General features: G+C 41.0%; 18 protein-coding genes. 10 read left to right on the top strand and 8 right to left on the bottom strand.

Annotated features, from left to right (window positions below; translation table 11 throughout):
• Window positions 1–151 precede the first annotated feature (151 nt).
• From VB713_RS17240 to VB713_RS17225, 4 genes are all read left to right on the top strand, one after another.
• A complete protein-coding gene (locus tag VB713_RS17240) occupies window positions 152–1,540 on the top strand; it encodes an aspartate aminotransferase family protein (protein ID WP_323312760.1) in 1,389 nt (462 codons plus the stop codon).
• 160 nt (window positions 1,541–1,700) lie between these two features.
• A complete protein-coding gene (locus tag VB713_RS17235; protein WP_323312743.1) occupies window positions 1,701–2,174 on the top strand; it encodes a hypothetical protein in 474 nt (157 codons plus the stop codon).
• Window positions 2,171–2,758, top strand: coding sequence for a siderophore biosynthesis protein (locus tag VB713_RS17230; RefSeq protein WP_323312742.1), 588 nt, complete (start codon window positions 2,171–2,173; stop codon window positions 2,756–2,758). The genes VB713_RS17235 and VB713_RS17230 overlap by 4 nt, the downstream gene beginning before the upstream one ends.
• Window positions 2,759–2,775: 17 nt before the next feature.
• The gene (locus tag VB713_RS17225) at window positions 2,776–4,134 is read left to right on the top strand and encodes a pyridoxal phosphate-dependent decarboxylase family protein (RefSeq protein WP_323312741.1); all 1,359 of its coding nucleotides are present in this window, start codon (window positions 2,776–2,778) and stop codon (window positions 4,132–4,134) included.
• Window positions 4,135–4,417: 283 nt separating this feature from the next.
• On the opposite strand, the gene VB713_RS17220 is transcribed toward VB713_RS17225, so the two are convergent.
• The 6 genes from VB713_RS17220 to VB713_RS17195 all read right to left on the bottom strand — a co-directional run bounded on the left by VB713_RS17220 (window position 4,418) and on the right by VB713_RS17195 (window position 13,001).
• The gene (locus VB713_RS17220) at window positions 4,418–5,710 is read right to left on the bottom strand and encodes an MFS transporter (protein WP_323312740.1); all 1,293 of its coding nucleotides are present in this window, start codon (window positions 5,708–5,710) and stop codon (window positions 4,418–4,420) included.
• A 117-nt stretch (window positions 5,711–5,827) separates the two neighbouring features.
• The gene (locus tag VB713_RS17215) at window positions 5,828–6,829 is read right to left on the bottom strand and encodes a sucrase ferredoxin (RefSeq protein WP_323312739.1); all 1,002 of its coding nucleotides are present in this window, start codon (window positions 6,827–6,829) and stop codon (window positions 5,828–5,830) included.
• The gene (locus VB713_RS17210) at window positions 6,826–7,875 is read right to left on the bottom strand and encodes an iron-siderophore ABC transporter substrate-binding protein (RefSeq protein WP_323312738.1); all 1,050 of its coding nucleotides are present in this window, start codon (window positions 7,873–7,875) and stop codon (window positions 6,826–6,828) included. The genes VB713_RS17215 and VB713_RS17210 overlap by 4 nt, the downstream gene beginning before the upstream one ends.
• A 15-nt stretch (window positions 7,876–7,890) precedes the next feature.
• On the bottom strand, window positions 7,891–10,650 hold the full coding sequence (locus VB713_RS17205) for a TonB-dependent siderophore receptor (protein WP_323312737.1): 2,760 nt from the start codon (window positions 10,648–10,650) through the stop codon (window positions 7,891–7,893).
• 166 nt (window positions 10,651–10,816) lie between these two features.
• Complete coding sequence (locus VB713_RS17200) at window positions 10,817–11,830, bottom strand: AraC family transcriptional regulator (RefSeq protein ID WP_323312736.1); 1,014 nt, start codon at window positions 11,828–11,830, stop codon at window positions 10,817–10,819.
• A gap of 202 nt (window positions 11,831–12,032) precedes the next feature.
• On the bottom strand, window positions 12,033–13,001 hold the full coding sequence (locus VB713_RS17195; RefSeq protein ID WP_323312759.1) for an ROK family protein: 969 nt from the start codon (window positions 12,999–13,001) through the stop codon (window positions 12,033–12,035).
• 202 nt (window positions 13,002–13,203) lie between these two features.
• Between VB713_RS17195 and VB713_RS17190 the strand changes: the two genes are divergently transcribed.
• From VB713_RS17190 to VB713_RS17165, 6 genes are all read left to right on the top strand, one after another.
• The gene (locus VB713_RS17190; RefSeq protein WP_323312735.1) at window positions 13,204–14,373 is read left to right on the top strand and encodes an IscS subfamily cysteine desulfurase; all 1,170 of its coding nucleotides are present in this window, start codon (window positions 13,204–13,206) and stop codon (window positions 14,371–14,373) included.
• Between the two features lie 306 nt (window positions 14,374–14,679).
• Complete coding sequence (locus VB713_RS17185; RefSeq protein ID WP_323312734.1) at window positions 14,680–17,148, top strand: endonuclease MutS2; 2,469 nt, start codon at window positions 14,680–14,682, stop codon at window positions 17,146–17,148.
• Window positions 17,149–17,407: 259 nt separating this feature from the next.
• Window positions 17,408–18,016 carry a DUF3038 domain-containing protein gene (locus VB713_RS17180; RefSeq protein WP_323312733.1) on the top strand — a complete coding sequence of 203 codons (609 nt, stop codon included), beginning with the start codon at window positions 17,408–17,410 and terminating at the stop codon, window positions 18,014–18,016.
• A gap of 59 nt (window positions 18,017–18,075) precedes the next feature.
• Complete coding sequence (locus VB713_RS17175) at window positions 18,076–19,659, top strand: DUF4335 domain-containing protein (RefSeq protein WP_323312732.1); 1,584 nt, start codon at window positions 18,076–18,078, stop codon at window positions 19,657–19,659.
• Window positions 19,660–19,894: 235 nt separating this feature from the next.
• Window positions 19,895–20,179, top strand: a complete 285-nt coding sequence (locus tag VB713_RS17170) for a YiaA/YiaB family inner membrane protein (protein WP_323312731.1) — start codon at window positions 19,895–19,897, stop codon at window positions 20,177–20,179.
• Window positions 20,180–20,345: 166 nt separating this feature from the next.
• The gene (locus tag VB713_RS17165) at window positions 20,346–23,180 is read left to right on the top strand and encodes an NACHT domain-containing protein (RefSeq protein WP_323312730.1); all 2,835 of its coding nucleotides are present in this window, start codon (window positions 20,346–20,348) and stop codon (window positions 23,178–23,180) included.
• Between the two features lie 62 nt (window positions 23,181–23,242).
• On the opposite strand, the gene VB713_RS17160 is transcribed toward VB713_RS17165, so the two are convergent.
• Both VB713_RS17160 and VB713_RS17155 read right to left on the bottom strand, forming a co-directional pair.
• Window positions 23,243–23,698 carry a ferredoxin gene (locus tag VB713_RS17160; RefSeq protein ID WP_323312729.1) on the bottom strand — a complete coding sequence of 152 codons (456 nt, stop codon included), beginning with the start codon at window positions 23,696–23,698 and terminating at the stop codon, window positions 23,243–23,245.
• On the bottom strand, window positions 23,698–24,084 hold the full coding sequence (locus tag VB713_RS17155) for a DUF1257 domain-containing protein (protein WP_323312728.1): 387 nt from the start codon (window positions 24,082–24,084) through the stop codon (window positions 23,698–23,700). Before VB713_RS17155 ends, VB713_RS17160 begins: the two co-directional genes overlap by 1 nt.
• Between the last annotated feature and the right edge of the window lie 2 nt (window positions 24,085–24,086).

Raw genomic sequence — 24,086 nt, 5'->3', positions numbered from 1 at the left:
GAGGCAGGGGGCAGGAGTTAAGAGGAAGAAGGATATTTTTTTCTTCTGTTTCCTGCTAGATCAAATATTCTGTATCCTTACTTCAGAACTATTTAAGCTTTGATACCAGAATTATTTTTTTATTTGAAATAACTACAAGGATAGTAATGTGATGCAAGTAGAAACACCAAACCTTCAACAGCAACATTTGACAGCATTAATTGAGCGTTACACTAAACGGACAAAAACTTCAAAGCAAATGGGACAAGCCTATCGTTCAGTACTAGCTGATCCCAGAGTCCCAGAATGGTTTAATCTGGCCACAAAAGAAATGTGTTATTTAACTGTTGGCACAAAAGCTAAAGGTTCTCGAATTTGGGATATTGATGGTAATGAATATATAGATATAATCATGGGATTTGGCTCCAATCTTTTGGGTCATAATCCATCTTTTATTCAAGCAGCAATTATAGAACAACTGGAAAAAGGAATACCTCTTGGTCCTCAATCTGAATTAGTTGGAGAAGTAGCCCAATTAATTAGTGAAATGACAGGGATGGAAAGGGTAGCTTTTAGTAATACAGGTACAGAAGCCGTAATGACATCAATTCGTTTGGCTAGAGCGGCTACAAAGCGCAGCAAAATTGCTATCTTTTCTGGTGCTTATCATGGTCATTTTGATGGTACTTTAGCTCAAGCCCATGAAAATTCTCGTGCAGTACCTATTGCGCCTGGAGTTTTGCCCGGTATGGTTGAAGATGTCTTGATTTTAGATTATGGAAGTTCTCAGTCACTAGAGATTATCAAAGCTTATCAAGATGAATTAGCAGCAGTCTTGGTTGAACCTGTACAAACGCGCCGTCCAGATTTACAGCCTCAAGAATTTCTACAACAACTCAGACAACTAACAGAACAATCAGGCATAACTTTAATTTTTGATGAAATGATCACTGGTTTCCGTTTGCATCTGGGTGGCGCTCAGGCTTGGTTTGGTGTGGAAGCAGACATAGCCACTTACGGTAAAGTTGTTGGCGGGGGAATGCCAATTGGTGTTATTGCTGGCAAAGCTACTTACATGGATAAAATTGATGGTGGTATGTGGAATTATGACGATGCTTCTTTCCCCCAAGTAGAAAGGACATTTTTTGCTGGTACTCACTGTAAGCATCCATTGTCTATAGCTGCGGCCAGAGCAGTTCTTAAGTATTTAAAATTGCAAGGCTCCTCGCTACAAACAGAATTAAATCAACGTACTGCACAATATGTAGAACAACTAAATATCTTTTTTGCAGCCAAACATTTACCTATCCGTATGGGTAACTTTGGCTCATTTTTTGGCCCGATTTTTTTACCAGAATTTTCAGGTGCAGAAATTTCTTCCTTCATGACAGGTCTGAATTTATTACGCTATCACCTGTTTGACAGAGGAATTTTGTTGCGAGGAGAGGGTGGAGGTTTTTTATCCACCTCTCATACAGACGAAGATATTGATGACATTATTCAGGCTATGAAAGATAGTATCAATGAAATACAAGCAGCAGGTTTTTTCCCTAATTTGTAGTGATTAAAAACAAAATACGAAACTTTTTTTCCTAGATCAATACTGCGGATAAAAATTGAGTGCTTTTAGTTAAGGTGCAATACCAATACCTGATTAACAGTAATCTTTTCAGTCAATAGGGCTATGAACTCATCAACTCTAAAATAAACTCTGCCCTGACATGGACAAAAATGATTTTGCTGTGAAATTACATTTACTTGTTCCTTGGGACTTGCCCATTGAGCAAGAATTGAATGAAGTTGATAAAACTAAGTTATACAAGGCACTTAATCAGTTGTTACTGGCTCTCAAACAACCTGGAAATATAGAGGCGCTTATTACCATTAATCAAGCATTAGTAAACTTGGAAATAACAGATGTGATTACGGCAGAGATATCCTCTACAGAGACTTCTCTGAAAACTGTTGAGGTTGAAGATTTTGATAATTATTTTGGCGTGATGCATATAGAAAGTCAGGAACCTGCTATCTGCTTAGTGAGGAGTTTACTTTTAGCATATAGAAATTTTCTGGAACTCAGTCAAAATTTTGATGATTTCGACCCTATTTATATAGAAATGCAAAAGAGAGGATTTGAAACTTATACATATTTGTTATCAAGAGTTTTTAGTTTATGTCTGGAGGAAATTTCATGATTGATATTAAAAATGAGCCGCAACAAATTTGGGAAGGATTTCACTGGTCATTTTTTATCAATACTCAAGGTTTGATTATTTGTTTGAGCCGCTTTGAAATGAATCTGGCATTAGGTAATATTTCAGAGGCACAAATTGAGTTAGAAACGGCGGCTGAATTGATGATGGCATCGGGGGCAGCGATGGAGCTTGCTGGCAGTTTTAGTAGGCAAGAATATGAAAGCGAAGTGCGGCCAACGATGGCTCCTCCTTACGTTCAATCTAATGATTTTAGTGGACTTATGTCTTGGGAGCATTCTTGGCTGGTGAAGATATGGAAAAGACTCCGACCGGTGTTTGAGCGATTACCTGCTGATCTTGAGCCTCAACATCACAAATTAGTAGCTGCTTATTTTAGTTTGGCTAAGTCCCATAAGGCTGTTTGTGAAAAGTTTGGTGGTGGTGAAGCTGGTAGCTTAAGATGTGACAATAGTACTGCTGTGGATGTATTGGATCGATTTTCTCAAAATCGCTGGCGGTTGATTGATCCGAATTTTAAAGTATCTGCTGGTTGTCCGTTTCATCAAAATGAAAAAGCAAATTAATCAGTATTTTGAAATTGATGCTAGAAAAAGAAAGTTTGAAATTACTGTTTGAGGCACTTGAGGAATTGGAATTGGGTTTTCAAGGAATGCCAGAATTCAATTCTCCATGCCAATTAGATGCTATGCGGACTGTTTTGTTGGCAGTGGCGAAGCGGATGCAGGATAATTTTCCCTATCCTCATCCACTATATGTGGGACAAATGCTAAAACCGCCTCATGCTATGGCTCGTTTGGCTTATATGCTGTCGATGTGGATTAATCCGAATAATCATGCGTTAGATGGAGGACGAGCTAGTACTTTCATGGAAAAAGAGGCGGTTAAGGAAATTGCTCAGATGTTTGGATGGGAAACTCATCTGGGACATCTTTGCGGTGGTGGGACGATCGCTAATTTGGAAGCTTTGTGGGTGGCTGGAAAGGTTAAGCCTGGTTTGAAAATTGTCGCTTCACAGCAATCACACTATACACACGAACGTATTTGTGGGGTGCTAGGTCTGCCTTTTGCGGCTGTTAAGAGCGATCGCTCTGGTCGAATGGATGTTAATGCTCTGGAAACTCTGCTCCAGGCTGGTGATATTGGCACTGTTGTCGTCACTATGGGTACTACTGCTACTGGGGCTGTAGACCCTCTACCAGCTATTTTGGAGTTGCGATCGCATTACAATTTTCGCATCCATGCTGATGCTGCCTATGGTGGTTATTTTACTTTGGCAAATAACCTCGCTGATGCCACCAGAACCGCTTTTAATTGTCTGTCTGAGGTTGATTCTCTGGTGATTGACCCACATAAACACGGTCTTCAACCCTACGGTTGTGGTTGCGTGATTTTCTCCGACACCGCTGTGGGGGCTTTCTATAAACATGAGTGTCCTTTTACTTATTTCACTTCAGATGAGTTGCATCTAGGGGAAATTAGCTTAGAATGTTCTCGACCTGGGGCTGCGGCTGTGGCACTTTGGGCTACACAGCGTTTGCTTCCCTATACTAGAGACGGAGAATTTGCAACTGAACTGAGTAAATCGAGAACGGCTGCATTAGCTTTGTGGCAAAAAATTCAAGCTGATGGTAGGTTTGTTGTCCCATTTGCACCAGAACTAGATATCCTAGTTTGGACTCCCAGAGCGAAGAGTGCTAGTGTTGCTTCCCAGTTGGCGAAAGATATTTTTACTGAAGCAGCCAAAAAAAATCTACATTTAGCGATCGCTCATCTTCCCATAGAATATTTTATTGATGCCCATCCAGAAATTGAGCCTGACCAAGACCACCTGACTTGTCTGCGTTCATGCTTAATCAAACCAGAACACCTTGACTGGGTAGAGGATATCTGGCAAATATTGCAGCAAGTAAACAACCAAATACTACCCCCTACCCCCTAACTCCCAGGGCTGTTTCATTCCCTAAAAGGCTTGCAAATGCAAGAGTCTAGAAGATGAAAAATAAGCTTGGCATTCAATCTTAGGCATCAAAATGGTCACCAATTTATGACTTTTGCTCTGATATTTATTGCCAATCATATTGACAAAATACATACCTTATCGAATGAAACAGCCCTGCCCTAACTCCTGCCCCTGCTCCCTGCCCCCTGCCCCCTGCTCCCTGCTCCCTGCTCCCTGACTCCTGCCCCTGCACCCTGCCCCCTACCTCCTCCTACAGCAAACCCTACTTAGCATGATGATCAGGCAGAATATCCTCCACATTCCGCAGTTTTGGAAAAAAATAGCCACCAATTCCAACTGACACAACGCATAATGAAGTAATTACATACAAAAGAGCCATACCACTACCAGTTTCTGTACCAAAAATGGGACTCAAAGTAGATGACAACAGTCCTCCTGGTTTCATCGCTGGTTCAAAAAATTTGTCAGCTAGTGGTCCAGCAATTAAACTGGCAACTGTACCAATAATCATGCCCATTGTATGGTCAGCAGCAAAAATTCGCCCTTGCACATTTGGCTCTACTTTGGCATACCAGATGGCATTACTGGAACTAAATAATAGGGGCAGGTTGAAAGCAGAACAAAAACTAGTACCCACCCAAATAAATGGTATTTGAGCTATACCGAAAACAATTTTACTCAAGCCAGTCCCAATAAAACCAAGCAACATCCCGTGAATTCGCCGCTTAAATCCCCCCCAAATACTTAAAAATGAACCGCTAACTACACCACCCACTCCAGCCGCAGTCATAATAATACCTAAAATCTCGGTGTCACCACCTGTGCGGGCGAGAATCATCGGCTGAAATATAGTTTCTGCTATTTGGTGAGCAAACCAAAAACAGGAGAATGCGATCGTCATGGACAACAAACTCGGTTTTGACAGGATGTAGCGAAAACCAAACCCTAACTGTTCCCAAATTGTTTTCCCTTCTTTGTTGCTTGTCTCTGTAATAGCAGGTTGAGGTATGGAGAGAAAAATAACTGTTCCTGTGGCTATAGCAAAGGTAGCAATATCAATCACAATAATGCCTAATAAACCGATGGATGGATAGAGACTACCAGCAAAGGCTGGAGCAAAAATTTCCGAAGCATGAACAACCAAGGCACTCATACTACTAGCACGAGTGTAATGCTGTTTTGCCACTATCAAAGGAATAGAAGCGGAATAGGCCAGATTTTGGAGATGTCCAAAGCAACCAGAAAGGGCAATCAGAAAGTAAAGATGCCAAATTTGTAAATTGTTATTAGCGCACAACAATCCAATGATGATGGTACAGAGAATGGCGCTGGTGTCGCCCAAAATTATCAGATATTTACGACGATAACGGTCTACAAGAACCCCAGCAAACAAGGAAACAAAAATGAGTGGGAGTTGGTAAAAGAAACTGAATAAAGCTATGCTTGTGGCTTCTCCAGTTAATTGCCAAACCCAAATAGTCAGAGCAAAGCGAGTCATGGCGCTGCCGATCGCAGAGACAATCTGACCGCACCAAATAATCATGAAGGTACGCACGGCAAATATGGGGAATTACTAATCAGGCAGGGGGCAGGGGGCAGGAGGCAGGGGGCAGGGGGCAGGGGGCAGGAGGCAGGGGGCAGGGGGCAGGGGGCAGGGAGCAGGGGGAAAGAATTAGACAGTCATCAGTTGCTTAATGGCATACTGTTTGACAGGTTCTAAAGGCTGCTCTTTGCCAGAATTCAAAACAGTCATGACCTGACCGCAAGCTTCCACTCTTGCTAAATAACTACCTTGTCTGCTGTGATCTGGAGATGTGAAATCAATACGAACTTCTGCCCAATCTGCATTCCACTCATCGTTTGTTGTATCTTGAGCTAATACTTGACCAGATTTGTGGTATTCAAGCCATTCCCAGCCATGTTGCATCCAAATCTCGCGTTCGACTATTTGCTCAAATTTTGTCATTCCTGACCAACCTCGATAAAACTGACGCAGTTGTTTGACTGGGGTGTTACGCCAAACTAAGGCATCTAAAATATCTGGTTCAATATGTCCCCAAAACTGTCCTGTGGGTAGGTCAAACAGAGTTGGTGCAAATTGATGACCACCAATGTGAGAACAGCGCCAGACTCGCAACTTTCCCGCAGATGCGGCTGCATACTTATGGCGTAACTTTTGATAAATAGGATAGCCGAACCGAGAGCAAGCAACATCTACATTCCCGTGGGTACAAACCAGAATCTCACGGATCTGATTTTGAGGCTGTTGGTATGGTTGAAATTGATCTAGGTCATTGGGGTGTTCTAAAAAACCGCCAGTAAATTGACCAATTTGGCTTTCAGGGATTAAATATTCCTGCTTTTCAAACTCAGCAAAGTTTGTTGTAGGGCGTTTGTAATGTAGAGCGCGGACATATCCTGGTACAGAATATTCTCGGTCAGGTGCGATCGCAATTGGCATCACTGGTATGTGCCGATTTTCTAATTCATGAAATAAATCGTGAATTGGACTGAGAATTGGATTGCTGTGTAAGTTTTCTTCTGTCCAAGGTAGTAGCGCCTCTAAAACTAGCCAAGTATCGGCTGTATGCGCTGTACCAATGGGGTCTTCACCGTTGTTTTTAGAAACAACAGAGCAAAATTGACAATCGGATAAGAGTTTTTGAGTTGTCATGGGGAGAGTAATTGTTTTTGTAGTTCATTGACGTAAAGTTCTGTACCAATTGGCCCTGGTAATCCTAAACAAAGATAGCCGGGGATGAAATATACTCGATTCTCCTGACTCGCTGGCATAGTTTGAGCGATCGCATTTTCTGACCACTGTTGCTTGAGCTTTTTCACTTGAGGATCAAAGTAATTCTGACCACTAATTTGATGAAAATCACTAAAGTTAGCTCCTAGCAAAATAATTAAGTCTGCATCGTTGAATTGGGATAAGGTTTCTATAGAAAGTGGCGGCGGGAGACTCTCATGAGACTGAGACAAATTTTGAGGAAGTAATACTTGAAATCCCAAATTAGCAACCAGAGAAGTACAAAAACTTTTGGTATTGGGAAAACGCAGTTGTTGCTGAAGCGACTGACCCGCAGAGACTAAAATCAGCACTTGAGGATGAGCCGCAACAATGGGAGAAAATGCTTTCTGAGCAATAGCTAATCGCTGGTCATTATTAGCTAGTATTTGTTCTGCCTGAGCGGAACGTCCTAACACTTGAGCAATTAATCGCAGATTAGATTTCGCGTCAAACCATTTCAATAACAGCGTTGGTGCAATTTTAGAGAGCATCTCATACTGAGTTGTGTTAGCTTCAGTACCTAAAATTAAATCAGGTTTAATTTTCAGTAATGCCTCAATAGAAGGACTGTAAGCAAGACCTACATTAATCGGTTGACCAGTTATTCGCTCTCCCAAATAGGGAATTTGTTGACTAGGATTGTTATAATCACCATGATGAAATGGAAGTTGGTCGGCAAATCCTGCTGGCTGAACATCAAGAGCCAGTAACAGTTCCAGGATATATGGGCCAAATACCACAATTTTTTGAGGGCGATCGCAAATCTTAGTTTCCCCCATTTCATGTCTAATAACTTGACATTCGCTTGTGGGAGAAAATTGTTTACTAACAGGATGCTGAACAATCTGATTTCCACAGGCTGTAATCATGTAAGTAGTAAGCATGGCCAGCACAAACAGCTTGAGTATGCGACGTATCCACGACATAGAAAGCATAATCATCTAAAATGTCAACGAAATTGAGCCAACCACCGTAAACGGTTCACCTGGATCATTTCCTCTCTCAGTGGCAGTCGATACACCTGAAATGTAATCAATGTCAAAAATGTTTTTAAAATTGAGTCCAACTCGCCACCTATCTTTGCGATAAAAAATTGCGGCATTCGTCAGCCAATAACTGTCTACCTCAAAGCTATTTTGCAAATCACCCGCCCTGCTACCCACGTAATTTAATCCCAGTCCAAGACCTAATCCTTGCAGACCACCTTTTTGGATTTCGTATGTTGTCCAGAAATTGGCACTGTGTTTGGGAATACCTGCCAACTGATTACCAATTGGTGTAGTATTGTCCTTTGTGACCTCAGCGTCAATATATGCGTAAGAAGCAATGACATTCCACCCAGGTATAATCTCTCCTACAACATCAAATTCTATACCTTGACTTTTTTGCTCACCAGTCGCTACAGAGAATCCAAATCCAGGCGCATTTAAATCTGAGTTAGCTACATTTTGTTTAGTGATATCAAAGTATGCCAAAGTTGTAGACAGTCTACCTCTGAGTAATTCGGCCTTGACACCAACTTCATATCCTTCACCACGTTCCGGTTGCAGAACATCATTATTGACCGTAATCCCTGCATTGGGACTAAATGAGCGTGAATAACTGGTGTAGAGAGAAACTTCTTCAATTGGCTTATAAACAATACCGATACGTGGACTAAAGGCATCACTATACTGAGTCTGCTCAGAACCAAACTGATTGTTTCTATTGGTTTGGTTGACTGTGTCATAGCGAAAACCTGCCAGCACTATCAAATTATCAGACAAAGAAAGCTGATCTTGGAGATAAAAACCTAGTCTATCTGTCTTTGTTTGACTATCATTCAGTATAGGTAAATCTTCAGGTCTTGGTCTAGCAAATGCTCTGTATACTGGATTGAAGATGTCTATGGGTATAGACGTGGCAAAATCAAATCTGGTAAAGAAAAACTGGTCAACTCGACTCAAATCTATGCCTGTTAAGAGTTTATGCTTGATAGGTCCTGTGGTAAATTCACCTGCTATATTTGTTTGGAAAGAATAGTTGCGAGAATCGTCTGTTTGAATAGCCCAATTACGTTCGGCAATACCATTTGTTTCATTCACTGAGCTAACATAAGCTACATCAGCCAAGATATTTTGCTGCAAGTATCTAAAAGCATTATTTAATTTCCAGTTTTCGCTAAAACGATGCTCCAGTGTATATCCTACTTTGAAAAAATTCTCTTTCACCACATCATCAGGTTCACTAATAATGCGATCAAACGGGATATTGGCAACTCTGTTACCGAAAGCAGGTACACCAAAAGATGATGGTCTTCGATCATTTAAAGATTCCACTTCTAAAGTAAAATCGGTATTATCACTGATTTTCCAACTTAGAACCGGTGAAATAAAGAAACGATTGACATTATTATCGACATTTTGAAAACTTTCACTGGTTTGATAAAGGGCATTTAACCGATAAAGTAAATTCCCATCTGTGGTTAACGGACCGGAAACATCAATACTGGGTCTAAATAAACCACGGCTACCAAACTGAGTTTGAATTTCGTAAAAAGGTTCTGATAAGGGCTTTTTCGTGACTAGGTTGATTACTCCTCCTGGTTGAATATCACCATACAAAACAGAAGCTGGTCCTTTGAGAATTTCAATTTGCTGCAAATTTGCGGTTTCTGGAATTCCTCCATTGCGAAATTGATTAAAACCATCACGCAAGACTTGAGTGCGTTCAAAACCCCTGACATTAAACAAAAGGTCTCTACCAAAACCTGTGCCACCAAAGGTCACACCGCTAGTATTTCTTAAAGCTTCATCTAGGCGGGTCACTTGCTGATCTTCAATCACCTGACGAGGAATGATTTGAATTCCTTGCGGAATATCACGAAGAGGTGTATTAGTTCTAGTTGCTGTTGAGCTATTTGGGATGAGATATCTATCTTGCACACCTGTCACCACCAATTCAATTGGCTCTTCTGCTGCCGCTGATGGCTGTTCTGGTTGGGTTTCATCCTCTGACGGAGTTGCTGGCTGTTGGGGTGGTGATGAAGCTACAACAGGTGCCAAACCAAAAATTAATCCTTCCTCACTATCAAACAACTCGGCACTTGGTAAACTTGTTTCACCAATTATGCTGACTCGGATAGTATTAGCATCTTGATTTGTGACGGTAATCTCAGTAATACCTGCAATTGGTTTCTCAGAACGGAATGTGAAAGCCTCTCCACTAGGTAAAAGTAGTTGTGCATTAGCGATATCAACAATATAGCTATTACTAGTACTGCGATTTGTAAGTTGTAATTGGTCTCCTTGGGAAGTTTCTAGAAGTATCTCTACACCTTGATCGGTGGGATTAGCTTTCACACCAGTTACCTGTATAACTGCTGAATTTGCTTGAGACAGCCATCCTTTTACAGTCCTGGTGGGACTATATTGCCAACGGGTGAAATCTGGACTTATGTCATACTGAGCGTAACGTAGTGCAGCGAAGTATCTCGGAGATTCTTCACTTCGTTCAGAATGACACTTTTGACCCGTTTTTAGTATAACAAAGTCGTTGAGGTAGGGAATATTGTCTACTTGCCCTTCTACAAATTTATGTCGTTTTTTGGCGGGAGTGAGGGATTTTTTTCCTTCCACTTCCATCTGGCTGATACTTTCAGCCCATACAGGTTGAACAGCGACAAGGGCTAATGCTCCTGCTAGAAAAATTGAGATCTTCATATTTTACGTCCTGACAAATCCTGCCAACTAAACCCCGATCGGGTTAGTTAGCTATTAATTAAGAATCTTTTGCAAAAGTGAGTGAAAAAATTATACGAAGTTAACCTCTAGAATTTCTTTGTGAAACGGACTTTTTTCTTTGTGAAACGGACTTTCTTAAAAAAGGTTAGTAATTTTCACTCATTTGATAGGCTTTAGGACCGACTGCAAACTTGCGTCGGAATGCCACGCTAAATGCTTCTGGATTGGTATAACCTATGGCTGTGGCAACTCTGGCAATTGACATATCCCGTTTTTTCAGCAACTGTTGGGCTTGTTGTAACCGATAGTCTTGTAGGTAGCCGAAAACTGTTGTCCCAAAGACTTGGCGAAATCCCTGTTTGAGTTTGCGCTCGTTAATTCCTACCTGTCGGGCTAACTCTAATAGGGTTGGGGGGTTGTTCATTGTCCGCATCAAAATATCTTTGGCTGCATTTAGTCGCTCAATGTCATCTTTTCGTAACTTTGCAGCAGCTGACTGATGTGAGGTTTCTGCCCAATTGGTAAACTGTAAAATCAATAATTCCAGAGCTTTAGCTTCAAGATACATTTGCCTGGTAATTCCTTGATACGGACAATGCAGGATTTGCTGGAGGACTTGTTCCATTGCCATAGTGTTTTTACCAAGGCATTGATGAAACTGTGTTGGTTCACCAACTTTAATCATCTGCCGCAAGGTTTCCGGCAAAAATTGATCATCTAAATTAAACAATCTGAAATAGTCGATGTCTCCATAAATCATTACCAACTGGATTTGTTCTTCCGCTCGCCATTCCTCGTATTCTAAGATATTGGGCAGGCAGTAAATGTAGTTATAACCGGAGGTTTCTTCATAGTCATCTTTGATAGCTATAGCACCAGGAGTTTTGATTCTAGAACTACTGGATAGATAAAATTTTGCCGTGAGTGGAAATGAAGACTCATGCTGTCGTTCTAGTATTAAGGGTTGCCGCAGTTGGGTTTCTTGAATGTGAACAATCAGTCCGTTACGCAGCTTGGTGATGTGATCAACTCCTCTGCCAAAACACTTTGGCAATCTATAGATTCTTTCAAAACCAGTTTGATGATGGATGATCTCACCATTATGTTGAGCTTCTTCAACCAAATCTGCATAAGCCTGTTGTGAAACTGAAACTGTCATGGCGATCCTACTCGATAACTAATAATATTATTTCTCAATAATGTATTTAATGCAGATATTTTAGCTAAAACAAAAAGAAGCTTCTCACTCACTTACTAGGAAGTGATATAATATACTTATTGAGGGAGTGGACGACAAATCGCCCAACTCTATTAAAATCATAGGGAGTCGGATAAAGACGAGTCTAAATCAATAGCATTCTTCACCGGATAAGATCTAAACCCAAGGCCACAGCCCCCCATAATGGCGCATCATCACCCAACAACGATCGCACTACTTCAAAATTAACTTCAGGTAATGCTGTTTCCTGTGCTACCTTGCGTACTGTTGCCCAAAAACTATCCCCCGCTTTGGTGACACCACCACCTAAAACAAAGCGTTGAGGATTCATCAAGTTAGCTACATTGCCAATACCCACACCTAGCGCCCAAGCGGCTTTGTATAAAACTGCCTGTGCTAATTCATCCCCTTGGGCAGCTGCTGTACTCACCACTTGCCCTGTGATTAGGTTTAAATCATTACCTACCAAATCCCTGAGTATTTCTCCTTTGGTGCTGGCTGGGAAATTATGAGCTTCTTTCTCTAAAAGTTCCCGTGCATTTTGTGCCATATAGGGGCCAGAAGCTAAACGTTCAACACATCCTCGTTTTCCACACAAACATACTGGCCCAGCGGGATCTACAACCATATGACCAATTTCCCCAGCCATACCTAATGCACCCCGCCACGGCTTACCATCAAGTATCCAACCTCCACCGACACCAGTGCTGATAGTGATGTAAAACAGACTATCGTATCCCTGTCCAGCCCCAAACCGATGTTCGCCGATAGCAGCTACATTAGCGTCATTATCTATGCTGACAGGAGCATGATATTCTTCTTCTAGGAGTATTTTGAGAGGAATATTTTCCCAGCCAGGGACATGATGAGAAAGCCTGACTAGTCCGGTGGCTGCGTCTACTGGGCCACCAAAGCTGACACCAATGGCATCAGGTTTACTTCTATCTAGCACAGAATCAATGAGCGATCGCATAATTTCTACATCACTCAAAGCATCCGCATTTGCAGGTGAGAGGCGATTTTCATGGCGCAACCACTCTCTAGAACCAGCTTTCACCGTTGCTGCTGCCAGTTTAGTTCCGCCAAAGTCAAGAGCTAATATTAACGTCATAGCATTTTCCCAATAGGGCATTGTATATTGGGCATTGGGTATCGGATCGCCAAAACTATCCCCCAATCCCTATTCCCCATTACCTATTATCACGCCAATCAACCCTTGCAATCGTGCATGATGTCATCCTTTACAATAAATTTAATGAACTTGATCAAGTTCTAAGAAGTTTAAAAAAAATAGGTCAAACTTTGAGTTAATTATGTCTAATCGTCCTATCTATCTCGATAATCATGCAACCACTCCCGTAGATGAACGAGTATTAGCAGTAATGATTCCTTACTTTACCGAAAAGTTTGGTAATGCCGCTAGTATTAGTCATGTTTACGGTTGGGAATCAGAAGCTGCTGTTAAACAAACAAGGGCAATTTTAGCAGATGCAATTAACGCCACACCAGAAGAAATAGTCTTTACCAGTGGTGCAACAGAAGCCAATAATTTAGCAATTAAAGGTATCGCAGAAGCTTATTTTCAAAAAGGTCAACATATTATTACTGTTGCAACCGAACATAAAGCAGTTTTAGATCCTTGTGAATATTTAAAAAGTTTAGGTTTTGGCATGACAATCCTGCCAGTTCAACAAGATGGATTAATTGATTTAAATGAATTAGAAAAAGCTTTGCGTCCTGATACTATTTTAGTATCAGTGATGGCAGCAAATAATGAAATTGGGGTTTTACAACCTTTAGCAGAAATTGGCAAAATCTGCCATGAACGCCAAATCATTTTTCACACAGATGCAGCCCAAGCTATTGGTAAAATTGACCTAGATGTGGAAGCGATGAACATTGATTTAATGTCTCTCACTGCCCATAAAGTATATGGGCCAAAAGGTATTGGAGCGTTATATGTTCGCAGACGCAACCCTAGAGTTAAAGTTACTTCCCAGCAGCACGGAGGTGGACACGAACGAGGAATGCGTTCTGGTACGTTGTATACACCACAAATTGTCGGTTTTGGTCAAGCGGTGAAAATTGCTTTGGCAGAAAAAGACACAGAAAATCAGCGGCTAATGGAATTAAGAGAAAGATTGTGGCATCATTTAGCTACTGTAGAAGGAATTCATTTAAATGGACATCCTCAAAAACGATTAGCAGGAAATTTAAATATTAGTATTGAAGGTGTAGATGGTGCTGCACTTTCTCTGGGTTTACAACAAGTAATGGCCGTGTCTTCTGGTTCTGCTTGTTCTTCAGCAAATACTGCACCTTCCTATGTTCTTACAGCCTTGGGAAATTCGGAACAGTTAGCGTATGCTTCGATGCGGTTTGGAATTGGCAGATTTAATACTGTTGAAGAGATAGATACGGTAGCACAACAGGTAATTTCTACTGTTCAAAGTTTACGCAAGCAGGTAAGCAAGGTTGGGTAGAAAGATTGGCTCCAACAGTGAATATGCAGGATATACACGAAAATCAAGCCCTGTTACTATTTTGATAACAACAAGGCTAAATAAGGTCAAAATGGTTTATCTGTTAGCTTCCACACCCGCCCAGAAATTAATTTCCGGGCTAATAACCAAAGTTTACTTTAGTAAACTGGCTATTTTTTCAGATTTTTAGTCATCTTGAGATGACTTTTGCTATGAGACTGGGAATTAATTCCCAGGCGGACTTTGAAAATATCGCTTTCTGGTGGCTAGAATTGTTACTATATCTTCAGATTAGACGTTGAAGCCTTGATCCAATCTGAAACCCTAGAATTATTAGAATGGCAACGCCTTTGCCAGCACCTTTCCACCTTTGCCGCGACCAAGTTGGGATCAATAGTTGCGCGTAACTTGCCCATCCCGGAAACCCAGACAGAAAGCCAAAAGTTGTTAGCTCAGACTAAAGAAGTCTATCAACTGGAAAGTCATCTTTCCCCTGGTTTGTCTTTTGAGGGGATTCAAGATATTGGTGATGCCCTAGAACGAGCCGAACTGCAAGGAATTTTATCAGGTGAGGAACTGTTAGCGATCGCTACTACTCTCTCTGGTACGAGAAATTTACGGCGTGTAATTGATAACCAGGAAGATGTACCCATCCTGACTGAGTTGGTTTCCGAATTACGGACTTACCCAGAATTAGAGCAGGAAATTCACCGTTGTATTGACGAACGTGGTCAAGTTACTGATCGCGCTAGTCAGAAAATGGGCGAGATTCGCATTGATTTGCGGCGGATACGCAGTCAAATTACCCAAAAACTGCAAAACATCATTCAAGCTAAATCGGGGGCAGTTCAGGAACAACTGATTACTCAACGGGGCGATCGCTTTGTTATCCCTGTCAAAGCACCGCAAAAAGACGCAATTCCCGGTATTGTTCACGACACCTCAACCAGTGGCGCGACTTTATATATCGAACCTCATAGCGTTGTCCCAATGGGGAACCAACTCCGGCAAACTCTCAGAAAAGAACAAACCGAAGCAGAAGCTATTCTCCGCACTTTAACGGAACAAGTAGCCGCAGTTAAGCCAGATTTAGAAAGGTTATTAGTCATTGTGACAACATTAGATTTGGCAACGGCTAAATCTCGTTATAGTTTCTGGATTGGTGCTAATCCTCCCCGCTTCATTAATCGCGAAGACCAGGAAATTATCACCTTGCGGCAACTGCGTCACCCGTTGTTAGTTTGGCAACAGCAGCACGAACAAGGAAATCCCGTGATTCCCGTCGATTTGCTGATTAGTCCCAATATTCGGGTAGTGACAATCACCGGGCCAAACACAGGTGGAAAAACAGTAACTTTAAAAACCTTGGGATTAGCTGCTTTGATGGCCAAAGTAGGTTTATTTGTCCCTGCCCGCGAACCAGTGGAAATGCCTTGGTTTGACAAGATTTTAGCTGATATTGGCGATGAACAATCTTTACAACAAAGTTTATCGACTTTTTCAGGACATATTCGCCGGATTAGTCGGATTTTAGAAGCATTAGAGGATGAATCAGGAGAAGAGGCAGGGGGCAGGGAGCAGGGAGAAGGGGGAGATGATTTTTCCCAATTACCCAATCCCCAGTCCCCAGTCCCCAGTCCCCAATCCCTCGTCTTACTCGACGAAGTTGGTGCAGGTACAGATCCGGCAGAAGGTAGTGCATTAGCGATCGCACTTTTGCAATATCTCGCTAATCATGCCCAACTGACAATTGCTACTACCCATTTCGGCGAACTCAAAGCCCTGAAATACGAAGATGAGCGATTTGAGAACGCTTCGGTAGAATTTGACGAAAGCACTCTCTCGCCTACTTATCGGCTGTTATGGGGGATTCCAGGACGCTCTAACGCTTTAACTATCGCCTTACGCTTAGGACTAAAACCGGAAGTAGTGGCAGAGGCTAAAACCCAAGTGGGAGAAGCCAGCGATGAAGTGAATCAAGTAATTGCTGGTTTAGAAGCCCAACGCCGTCGTCAAGAAACTAAAGCTGCTGAAGCCCAAGAATTATTGCGACAAGCGGAAAAGCTATATAAAGAAGTTTCTCAAAAAGCCACCGCGTTAGAAGAAAGAGAAAAGGATTTACGTGCCTCTCAGGAAGTAGCAGTCCAAAAAGCAATTACCCAAGCTAAAGGAGAAATTGCCCAAGTAATTCGCCGTTTGCAAAAAGGTACACCCACAGCCCAAGATGCCCAGCAAGCAACTAGTGCGTTAAATCAAATCGGACAGAAGTACGAACCAGCACCACCACCTAAACCTAAACCGGGATTTATGCCCAAAATAGGCGATCGCATTCGTATTCCCAAATTAGGACAAACAGCAGAAGTAATCACCGCGCCTGATGCAGATGGTGAGTTAACTGTCCGTTTTGGAATCATGAAAATGACGGTGCAATTACCAGACGTAGAATCTTTAGATGGGCAAAAACCAGAACCTATTTTCAAACCCAAACCAGCCCCAGCCGCAGTTACTCCCCCACCAGCACCAGTCCCAGCTATTCGCACCTCCAAAAATACCATTGATTTGCGCGGAAAACGGGTATCCGACGGCGAATATATCTTAGACAAAGCCATTTCTGAAGCTGATGGGCCTCTCTGGATTATTCATGGACATGGAACTGGTAAACTGCGACTAGGTGTTCACGCTTATTTGCAACAGCACTCCAGAATTAGCCACCACGAACCAGCAGAACAAGCAGATGGAGGTAGTGGTGTCACTATTGCTCATATAAAGTGCTGAGTAACGAGTTCTGAGTGCTGAGTTCTGAGTGCTGAGTGCTGAGTGCTGAGTACCAATGACCAATGACCAATGACCAATGACCCATTACCAATCCTCATTAACTTCTCATATTGAGAAAAGAAATTTTCATTTAAAGTAAAACAAAGACAACCGCTGTTTACTAAACCGATTCAAAGCTACCTATGGGAAACCAACTTTTATGCTTCAGGGTCTGTTTCAAAATGGGTAACAGCAACAGCCTCCATTCGCCTGATCACCTATGCTAAAAGTTATGCACTCGGTAACCGATTCAGTCACACCAAACTCCCAGTGGGAGGATTTAAACCAGCTGCCAACACCCACAACAGTTGAATGGGACAATATCAAAACCCAGTTAGATTTGGTGCTGTTAGCCCTAGAAACTTTAGCTGGTATTGGTTCTGATGCTATGCTTTCGGCGGCAATTAATCTCAATTTAGAGTCAAAAGTACCAGATCGGGTAGCTTTATGGCGATTACGCCAATCAAATCCCTTACGCAAAGGTCAAGGAGGTCGAAAAAAGCTAGATGTAGAGGAAGCGCGATCGCTAGTTCTCATTACCTGTTACCTCGCTAAACAGCACCAAGAATTAATCCGTCGTGCTGTTGGTCTATTAGAACAAATAGCCGCAAAAAACCAGGAACCTCATCAAACGGCTTTACTGGGAGACTATATTGATGCTTTCTGCAACACCTATCAAGAACGGATGGAAGAAGATGACAAAATTAGTACAAAGTTGCTGAAAAACTTAGCGCTAAAACTGCTAGTAGATTTACTTTTTTATAGCGCTCCTCATGGACACCGTCGTTTGTGGTTAACACTCATAGACCGTTCCACAAAACAATTTTAGATTTTAAATTACTAATCCAAAATTCCTAGTTACTCTTTGTCCCCATTGCAATTCTTGCTATGCCTCGCTCAAATTCTGTTATCCGTCGCTATACTCCCCCGACTTGCACGCTAGAAATCTTGGCGCAAAGCTCACCTTTATCACGTTGGATGGGGCAAACTGTCCTCAAACAACTACATTTTGAACTACACTTTGATGATCCAGGACTACCAGACGACCGCCAAGTGCCAATTCAAGGCGATCGCGATCAACTAGAAGCTTTGTGTAATGCAGTCACAAACTACGTTCAAAATCTTCTCCAACAATCAGCAGATAGCTTTTGTCTGAGTTTTTTAAAACCGCAACCATCAAACCCAACATCTGATGAACCAGAATTAGATGATTTTGCCTCCACTTCATCCTCACCTAAAACTGTTAACTCTTTTAACATGGGGATTTTAGAAGCAACAATTTACTTAGAATCAAGCGATCGTTTAACTCATAAACTATTTCTCGGTTCCCTGTCCAACCCCACATCTGGACCCATAATTCAACTCACTCTATTGCAACTATTTGATTTAGCAACTGCCTTAGAGGAATACTCAGCCGATGTTTTAGTATTACCTGAGCTAAATAACGAGATTTCAAATTCTGTTCGCTATTTGCCTACTTGGACACCTGTTGCTGCAACCTTAGCATTGGCTTTAGGTTTAACTCCCTTAACCTGGCAATATGCCAACAACATCAAACAGCAGCAAAGGCAGGTCGCTAAAACAACAACTTCATCATCAGAAAAAGTTGCCCTCGAATCCTCACCCTCCCTTGACTTTACTACTCCTCAAGCAGGACTTGCTTCCCCAGGTAATTTGCCTTCACCCCCAAGCAATAGTGCTTCCATACAGCTACCCAACTTAGACACCACCCCTCCACTTACTGATACCAGCGTAGATCCAAAGCCTTTATCTTTCCCCAATTCAACTGTCCCATCCACAGCTAACACATCGCCAAACATCCCACTGACCATACCCCAAACAAGAAGGCCAGTCATTCCGGCAAATCTGCAAATTCCATCACCAACAACACCCAATAGCCAACAAAACTCTACAGGGGTGACTAATCAAAGTGGTGGTAATCTGGCCACAGGTCAAAATTTGCCTACTAGAAATAGCAATAATATCTCCACACCTGAATCTATTGCTACTTTACCTCCAACTTCTCCGCAAATAGCTCCTCAACCCGATTCACAGCAATTAAATAGAAGTACTAATTCTCCTGCCACAAGTGCTTCTTTTGCAAAGGATGAGAATTTAGTGGCAAAATTGCGAGAAGCAAGAAAAACAACCTTACCTAAAGAGGTTGCCGCCTCAGACAACACATTATTTGATATACCTCAAGTAGCAGAAGCCAGACAATATTTACAAAAGAATTGGCAACCACCTGCTGGATTTTCGCAAACACTAGAATACAGTTTGATGTTGGGTGTTGATGGCTCTATTGAACGTATTTTGCCATTAAATCGATCTGCTAGAGAATACTTTGATAGCACTGGTATACCCGCAATTGGTAAAGCTTTTGTTTCTACTAATAAATCCGGGCAAAATCTCAGACTTCGAGTTGTCTTCAGTCCAGATGGTAAGGTGCAAACATTCCCAGAAACGCCATGAGGAGGCAGCATGAAGATGATTTGTAATTAATTTGGCGTAGCCTGCTGGAAGCACTATTACGAATTATTTATGCCACTTGCCAAACTGGTACAAAATTTACACCAGTATTTGCTGAAATTGCTGAGTTTCTAACTACTCTTATTAAGTACAGTTGCGGAACTGGTCAGTTAATATTACCACTTTTGTGACCGCTTCTTAAAATTGTGTTGATAGTACTTAGTTAGAGGAGGGAGATATGCAAACATTTAGCCCACAAAAAGATAGTAATGCTTGGATTATTCAAACCTGGGCAGCTTTTATTATGTCTATTTCTATGACGGGTTTTGGTATTGTAAATTTGCCTGTGGATAATTGGGTAAAAGGCTTTATGGGTATGGGTTTAGTTTTTTCTGTCGGTTCAACTTTCACCTTGGCAAAAACTAGCAGAGATTTACACGAATCCAGAAGGCTAACTTCTAGAATTGACGAAGCAAAAGTTGAAAAGTTGCTTTCACAGCATGATCCTCTAATTCTTAAATAAAGGCACAACAATTTTAGATTTGAGTATAGTAGGGTGCGTTACGCTATCGTTAACACACCCTAAAAATTTGCTTAGTTTTTTAAACTTATTTTTATAATTCGGTGCAGCGAATTAGTAGTAAAATTAATTACTAAATATTTTTACTACAGCAAATTTGTATAACAAAATGGCAATTCCTAACATTAAGCATATTTGGCAAAGAGTAACAGACAATGGAGAGAAAATTGAATTAGTTACAAATATTACTACAGCCGCTGCGGGGTTAGTCATAGCATTGGGTGTAGTTCCTACTGCTATTGCTACTGCTTCTGTGACAACAGTAACGATGGCTAGTATCCCATTGATTGGACTGGGAGGAAAATGGTTACAGTCAATCTCAAATAACAGCAAGAGCAAGTTAGAAGAATGGGTAGCTCTTGCTATTCCTATTGCCTATATTAGCAGTTTTGATAATTTAGTGAGAAAGAATTATTGGTTAGAGAAAAGATTTAATAACGTTGCATCAGGTGTAGAGATACAACAAGAAATTACTGAATTAGGAAAGCTGGAATTAGATGCAGAACTAGCAAAACAGGCATTAACTGGTTTTCTCGAATCGCATTTAGGCTTAATTTTAAAACGGCAGTTATCTATTTATTTAGAAAAAGCTGGAATTGATAAATTAACAGCAGAAATTATTACAGGTTGGGTTGGTTGGGGAACTCTAGAATGTATCGAAGAACTAATCAGCCAAGAAATCAAGAGTAAATCAAGTTTGTCTGAGATTTTAAAACAGAATCTTATTGCAGCACAAGAAAAAATCAAAAATACTAAATATAGTAAGATTAACTTTTATCTCCAGGATCAAATTTCACCTGAGTCTAGCAATACTGTAATTAAGGAACGTTGGCAAATCTTAGGTGAAAAAGACTTGACTATTCCCGAACTCTATGTACCTCTGCAAGCTGAATTACTAGATAGTAACGGGAAAGTGATAGAAAATGCCAATCCTAAACAAAGTCCAGTGATTTTAGAAAAATGGGCTAAGGATTTATTAATTAATCCTGATTCTCAGCAACAAAATCAGGTGATGTTTATCCAAGGGGGACCAGGTAGAGGTAAAAGTGTATTTTGTCGGGTGTTTGCGGAATGGGTAAACCAAAACTTACATCCTATTTGGACACCAATTTTAATTAGATTAAGAGATATTAACACTTTTGAAAACGATATTAAACAGACCATCCGCACATCTGTCAATGCAGATTTTGCTCAGGGTGATGATAGTTGGTTAACAGATGCTAATACTCGATTTTTATTTTTATTGGATGGGTTTGATGAGTTAAGAATGCAGAGAAGTTCGACGATGGGTATAGAAGCATTTCTTAAACAAATCGGTGATTTACAACAAAGTTGTCATAGTAATTCCCAAATGGGACATCGGTTTTTAATTACGGGGAGAGAATCAGCTTTACAAGGAATTGAAAGATTTATTCCCCACAATTTAGCCAGGGTAGAAATATGTTTGATGAAAGAAGACGATCAAGAAGAATGGTTAAAGAAGTGGGGAAATAAATTTGGTGAAGATAAATCTCTAGCTTTTGGGAATTTTCTGAAATCCAATAACTGTCCAGAACAGATAAACACCTTAGCACAAGAACCCTTATTACTATATCTGTTAGCAGCAATGCACCGAGATGGAGAAATAACAGATTCAATGTTGGCTGGAGTTAGTAGTAATCAAGCCAAAATTATAATATATCAAAAAACTGTAGATTGGGTATTAACAAAACAACGTTCTCAAGAATTGAATAAGGAAATTACTGCATTAGAAACAGAAGCCTTAAAAAGGATTTTAGCTGAAGTTGGGTTATGTGTAACTCAAACCGAAGGAGAATATACTTTAATTAAACATATTGAGGAAAGGCTAAGAAGTGATGAAGATGCAAAAGAAATCCTCGAAGATGCACAAATAAAATTAGGTGATAACCCACTACGAAATGCTCTCGCAGCATTTTATTTAAAACCAGCTTCTGCTAATGGAGTTAAAGAAGGCGCAGTAGAATTTGTTCATAAAAGTTTTAGTGAATTTTTATTTGCTCAACGTTTACAAAATAGTTGTAAACAATGGATTGCAGGAGAAGAAAAAAATCAACGCTGGCGGTTTAATGTTAGCAAAAACCAATTTGACAAAGAAATTTATGACTTATTAGGTTATGGTGGACTTACAGGAGAAATTGTCCAGTATTTAATAGGGTTAATTCTGCCTGATAGCGGTGAGCAATTGACATCAGAGGAATTGCTAAGATTATTTACTAGGTTGCAAGATTTTTATTATGACTGGTGTGCTGGTAAATTCATCAATGCATACAGAAATAACTTAATTGATGAAGAATATCAAGAAAATTTGCCCCAAAATAAAATGATGCAGTTGCACCGATATGGTAAAAAAATAGGACTGCGAGAAGTTGATATTTATACTGGGCTAAATGTTTTAATTCTCCTGTTTAAATTACATAATTATGCTCGCGCCAAAGATGAGTTAAAAGACAAAATCTCATTTCATCCTGGTCAGCAGTTAGATAGATTCGATGAGAATTTACTAAATCGCATCATTAGCTATAGCAACATAATTAAAATTGGTGAATTCCTCATAATAGTAGGTCAATACCTCAGAAGCGCAAACCTCTGTCGTGCATATCTGGGTGGAGCATTCCTCATTGATGCAGACTTCAGTGGCGCAAACCTCAGTCGTACAAACCTCAGTGGCGCAAACCTCTGGCGTACAAACCTCAGTGGCGCAAACCTCAGTGGTGCAAACCTCAGTCGTACATACCTCAATGGCACAGACCTCAGTGGCACAAACCTCAGTGATGCAAATCTCAGTGGCGCATACCTCAGTGGCGCAGACCTCAGTGATGCAAAAAACCTACTTCCAGACCAAGTGAAATTAGCTACCGACTGGCAAAAAGCAATTTATGATGATGATTTTCGTCTTCAGTTGGGTTTAACTTCAGTTGACTAAATGCAAAAAAGGCTGGTAATAGCACCAGCCCCATAAAATGTTAATTGCTTGATATTTAAATTTTAAGATTGTTTGTTTTTTAACTTTTGTTTCTTCCGGCGTTTTTCAGTAGTGGCTACAGCATGATCAACAGGATAACCAACTACAGGAATTACCTGATATCTGCGGTCTTCTTCTAGATTTCTTAAATCAGTGTAATCAACCCAGTGAATACAATCGACTGGACAGGTGTCTATAGCTTCTTGAACTACCTCTTCTGCATCCCCATCTTGGCGAACTACACGCGATCGCCCATAATCTGGTTCAATATAAAAGGTATTCCGAGCAACATGGGCGCAATGTTTACAGCCAATGCAGGTAATTTCATCTACATAAACGCCTTTTTGCCGCAGCACGCCGCCTAATTCCGGTTCTAAACCAGAACGTTCTGGTTCATCCCTTAAAAAACCACCTAATTCTGGTTCTAAGCCAGAACGATTGTTTTCTAAATCTTCTGGCAACGGCTGCAATTGAGACATTATGAACTCCAGCGTTGTACGACTAAGCGAATGGAACCATCTGCATTTTTTTGTTGTTCAGCAACCTGAAAGCCGACTTTAGCGGTTTCTTTCACCACTGCTTGGTAAGCATAGCGCTGAGTGACTTGGCGCAAAAATCCATCTACAGATAAATCTTGCTGCCAATATTGTAGATCAGCTACCAATTCGTATTCCTTACCATTCCATCTAAAACCGATATCATAGCCATTTTCCTGTTCAATAGAAACTTCCGCAGGATGAGTTTGACCGTGATAGCCACGTACTTCCTGTGGGCCAGGCTTCCAGTCTATGCCCAAGTCAGTCAGTGCGTCTTTTAAGGATTCTAGGTTACGGATTTGAGTCTTGATTTGGCTAAAGTGTGACATGG

The organism is Anabaena cylindrica UHCC 0172, from assembly GCF_034931625.1.
Classification (GTDB): Bacteria; Cyanobacteriota; Cyanobacteriia; order Cyanobacteriales; family Nostocaceae; genus Anabaena; species Anabaena cylindrica_A.
This window is presented reverse-complemented; position numbering and strand designations above follow the sequence as displayed.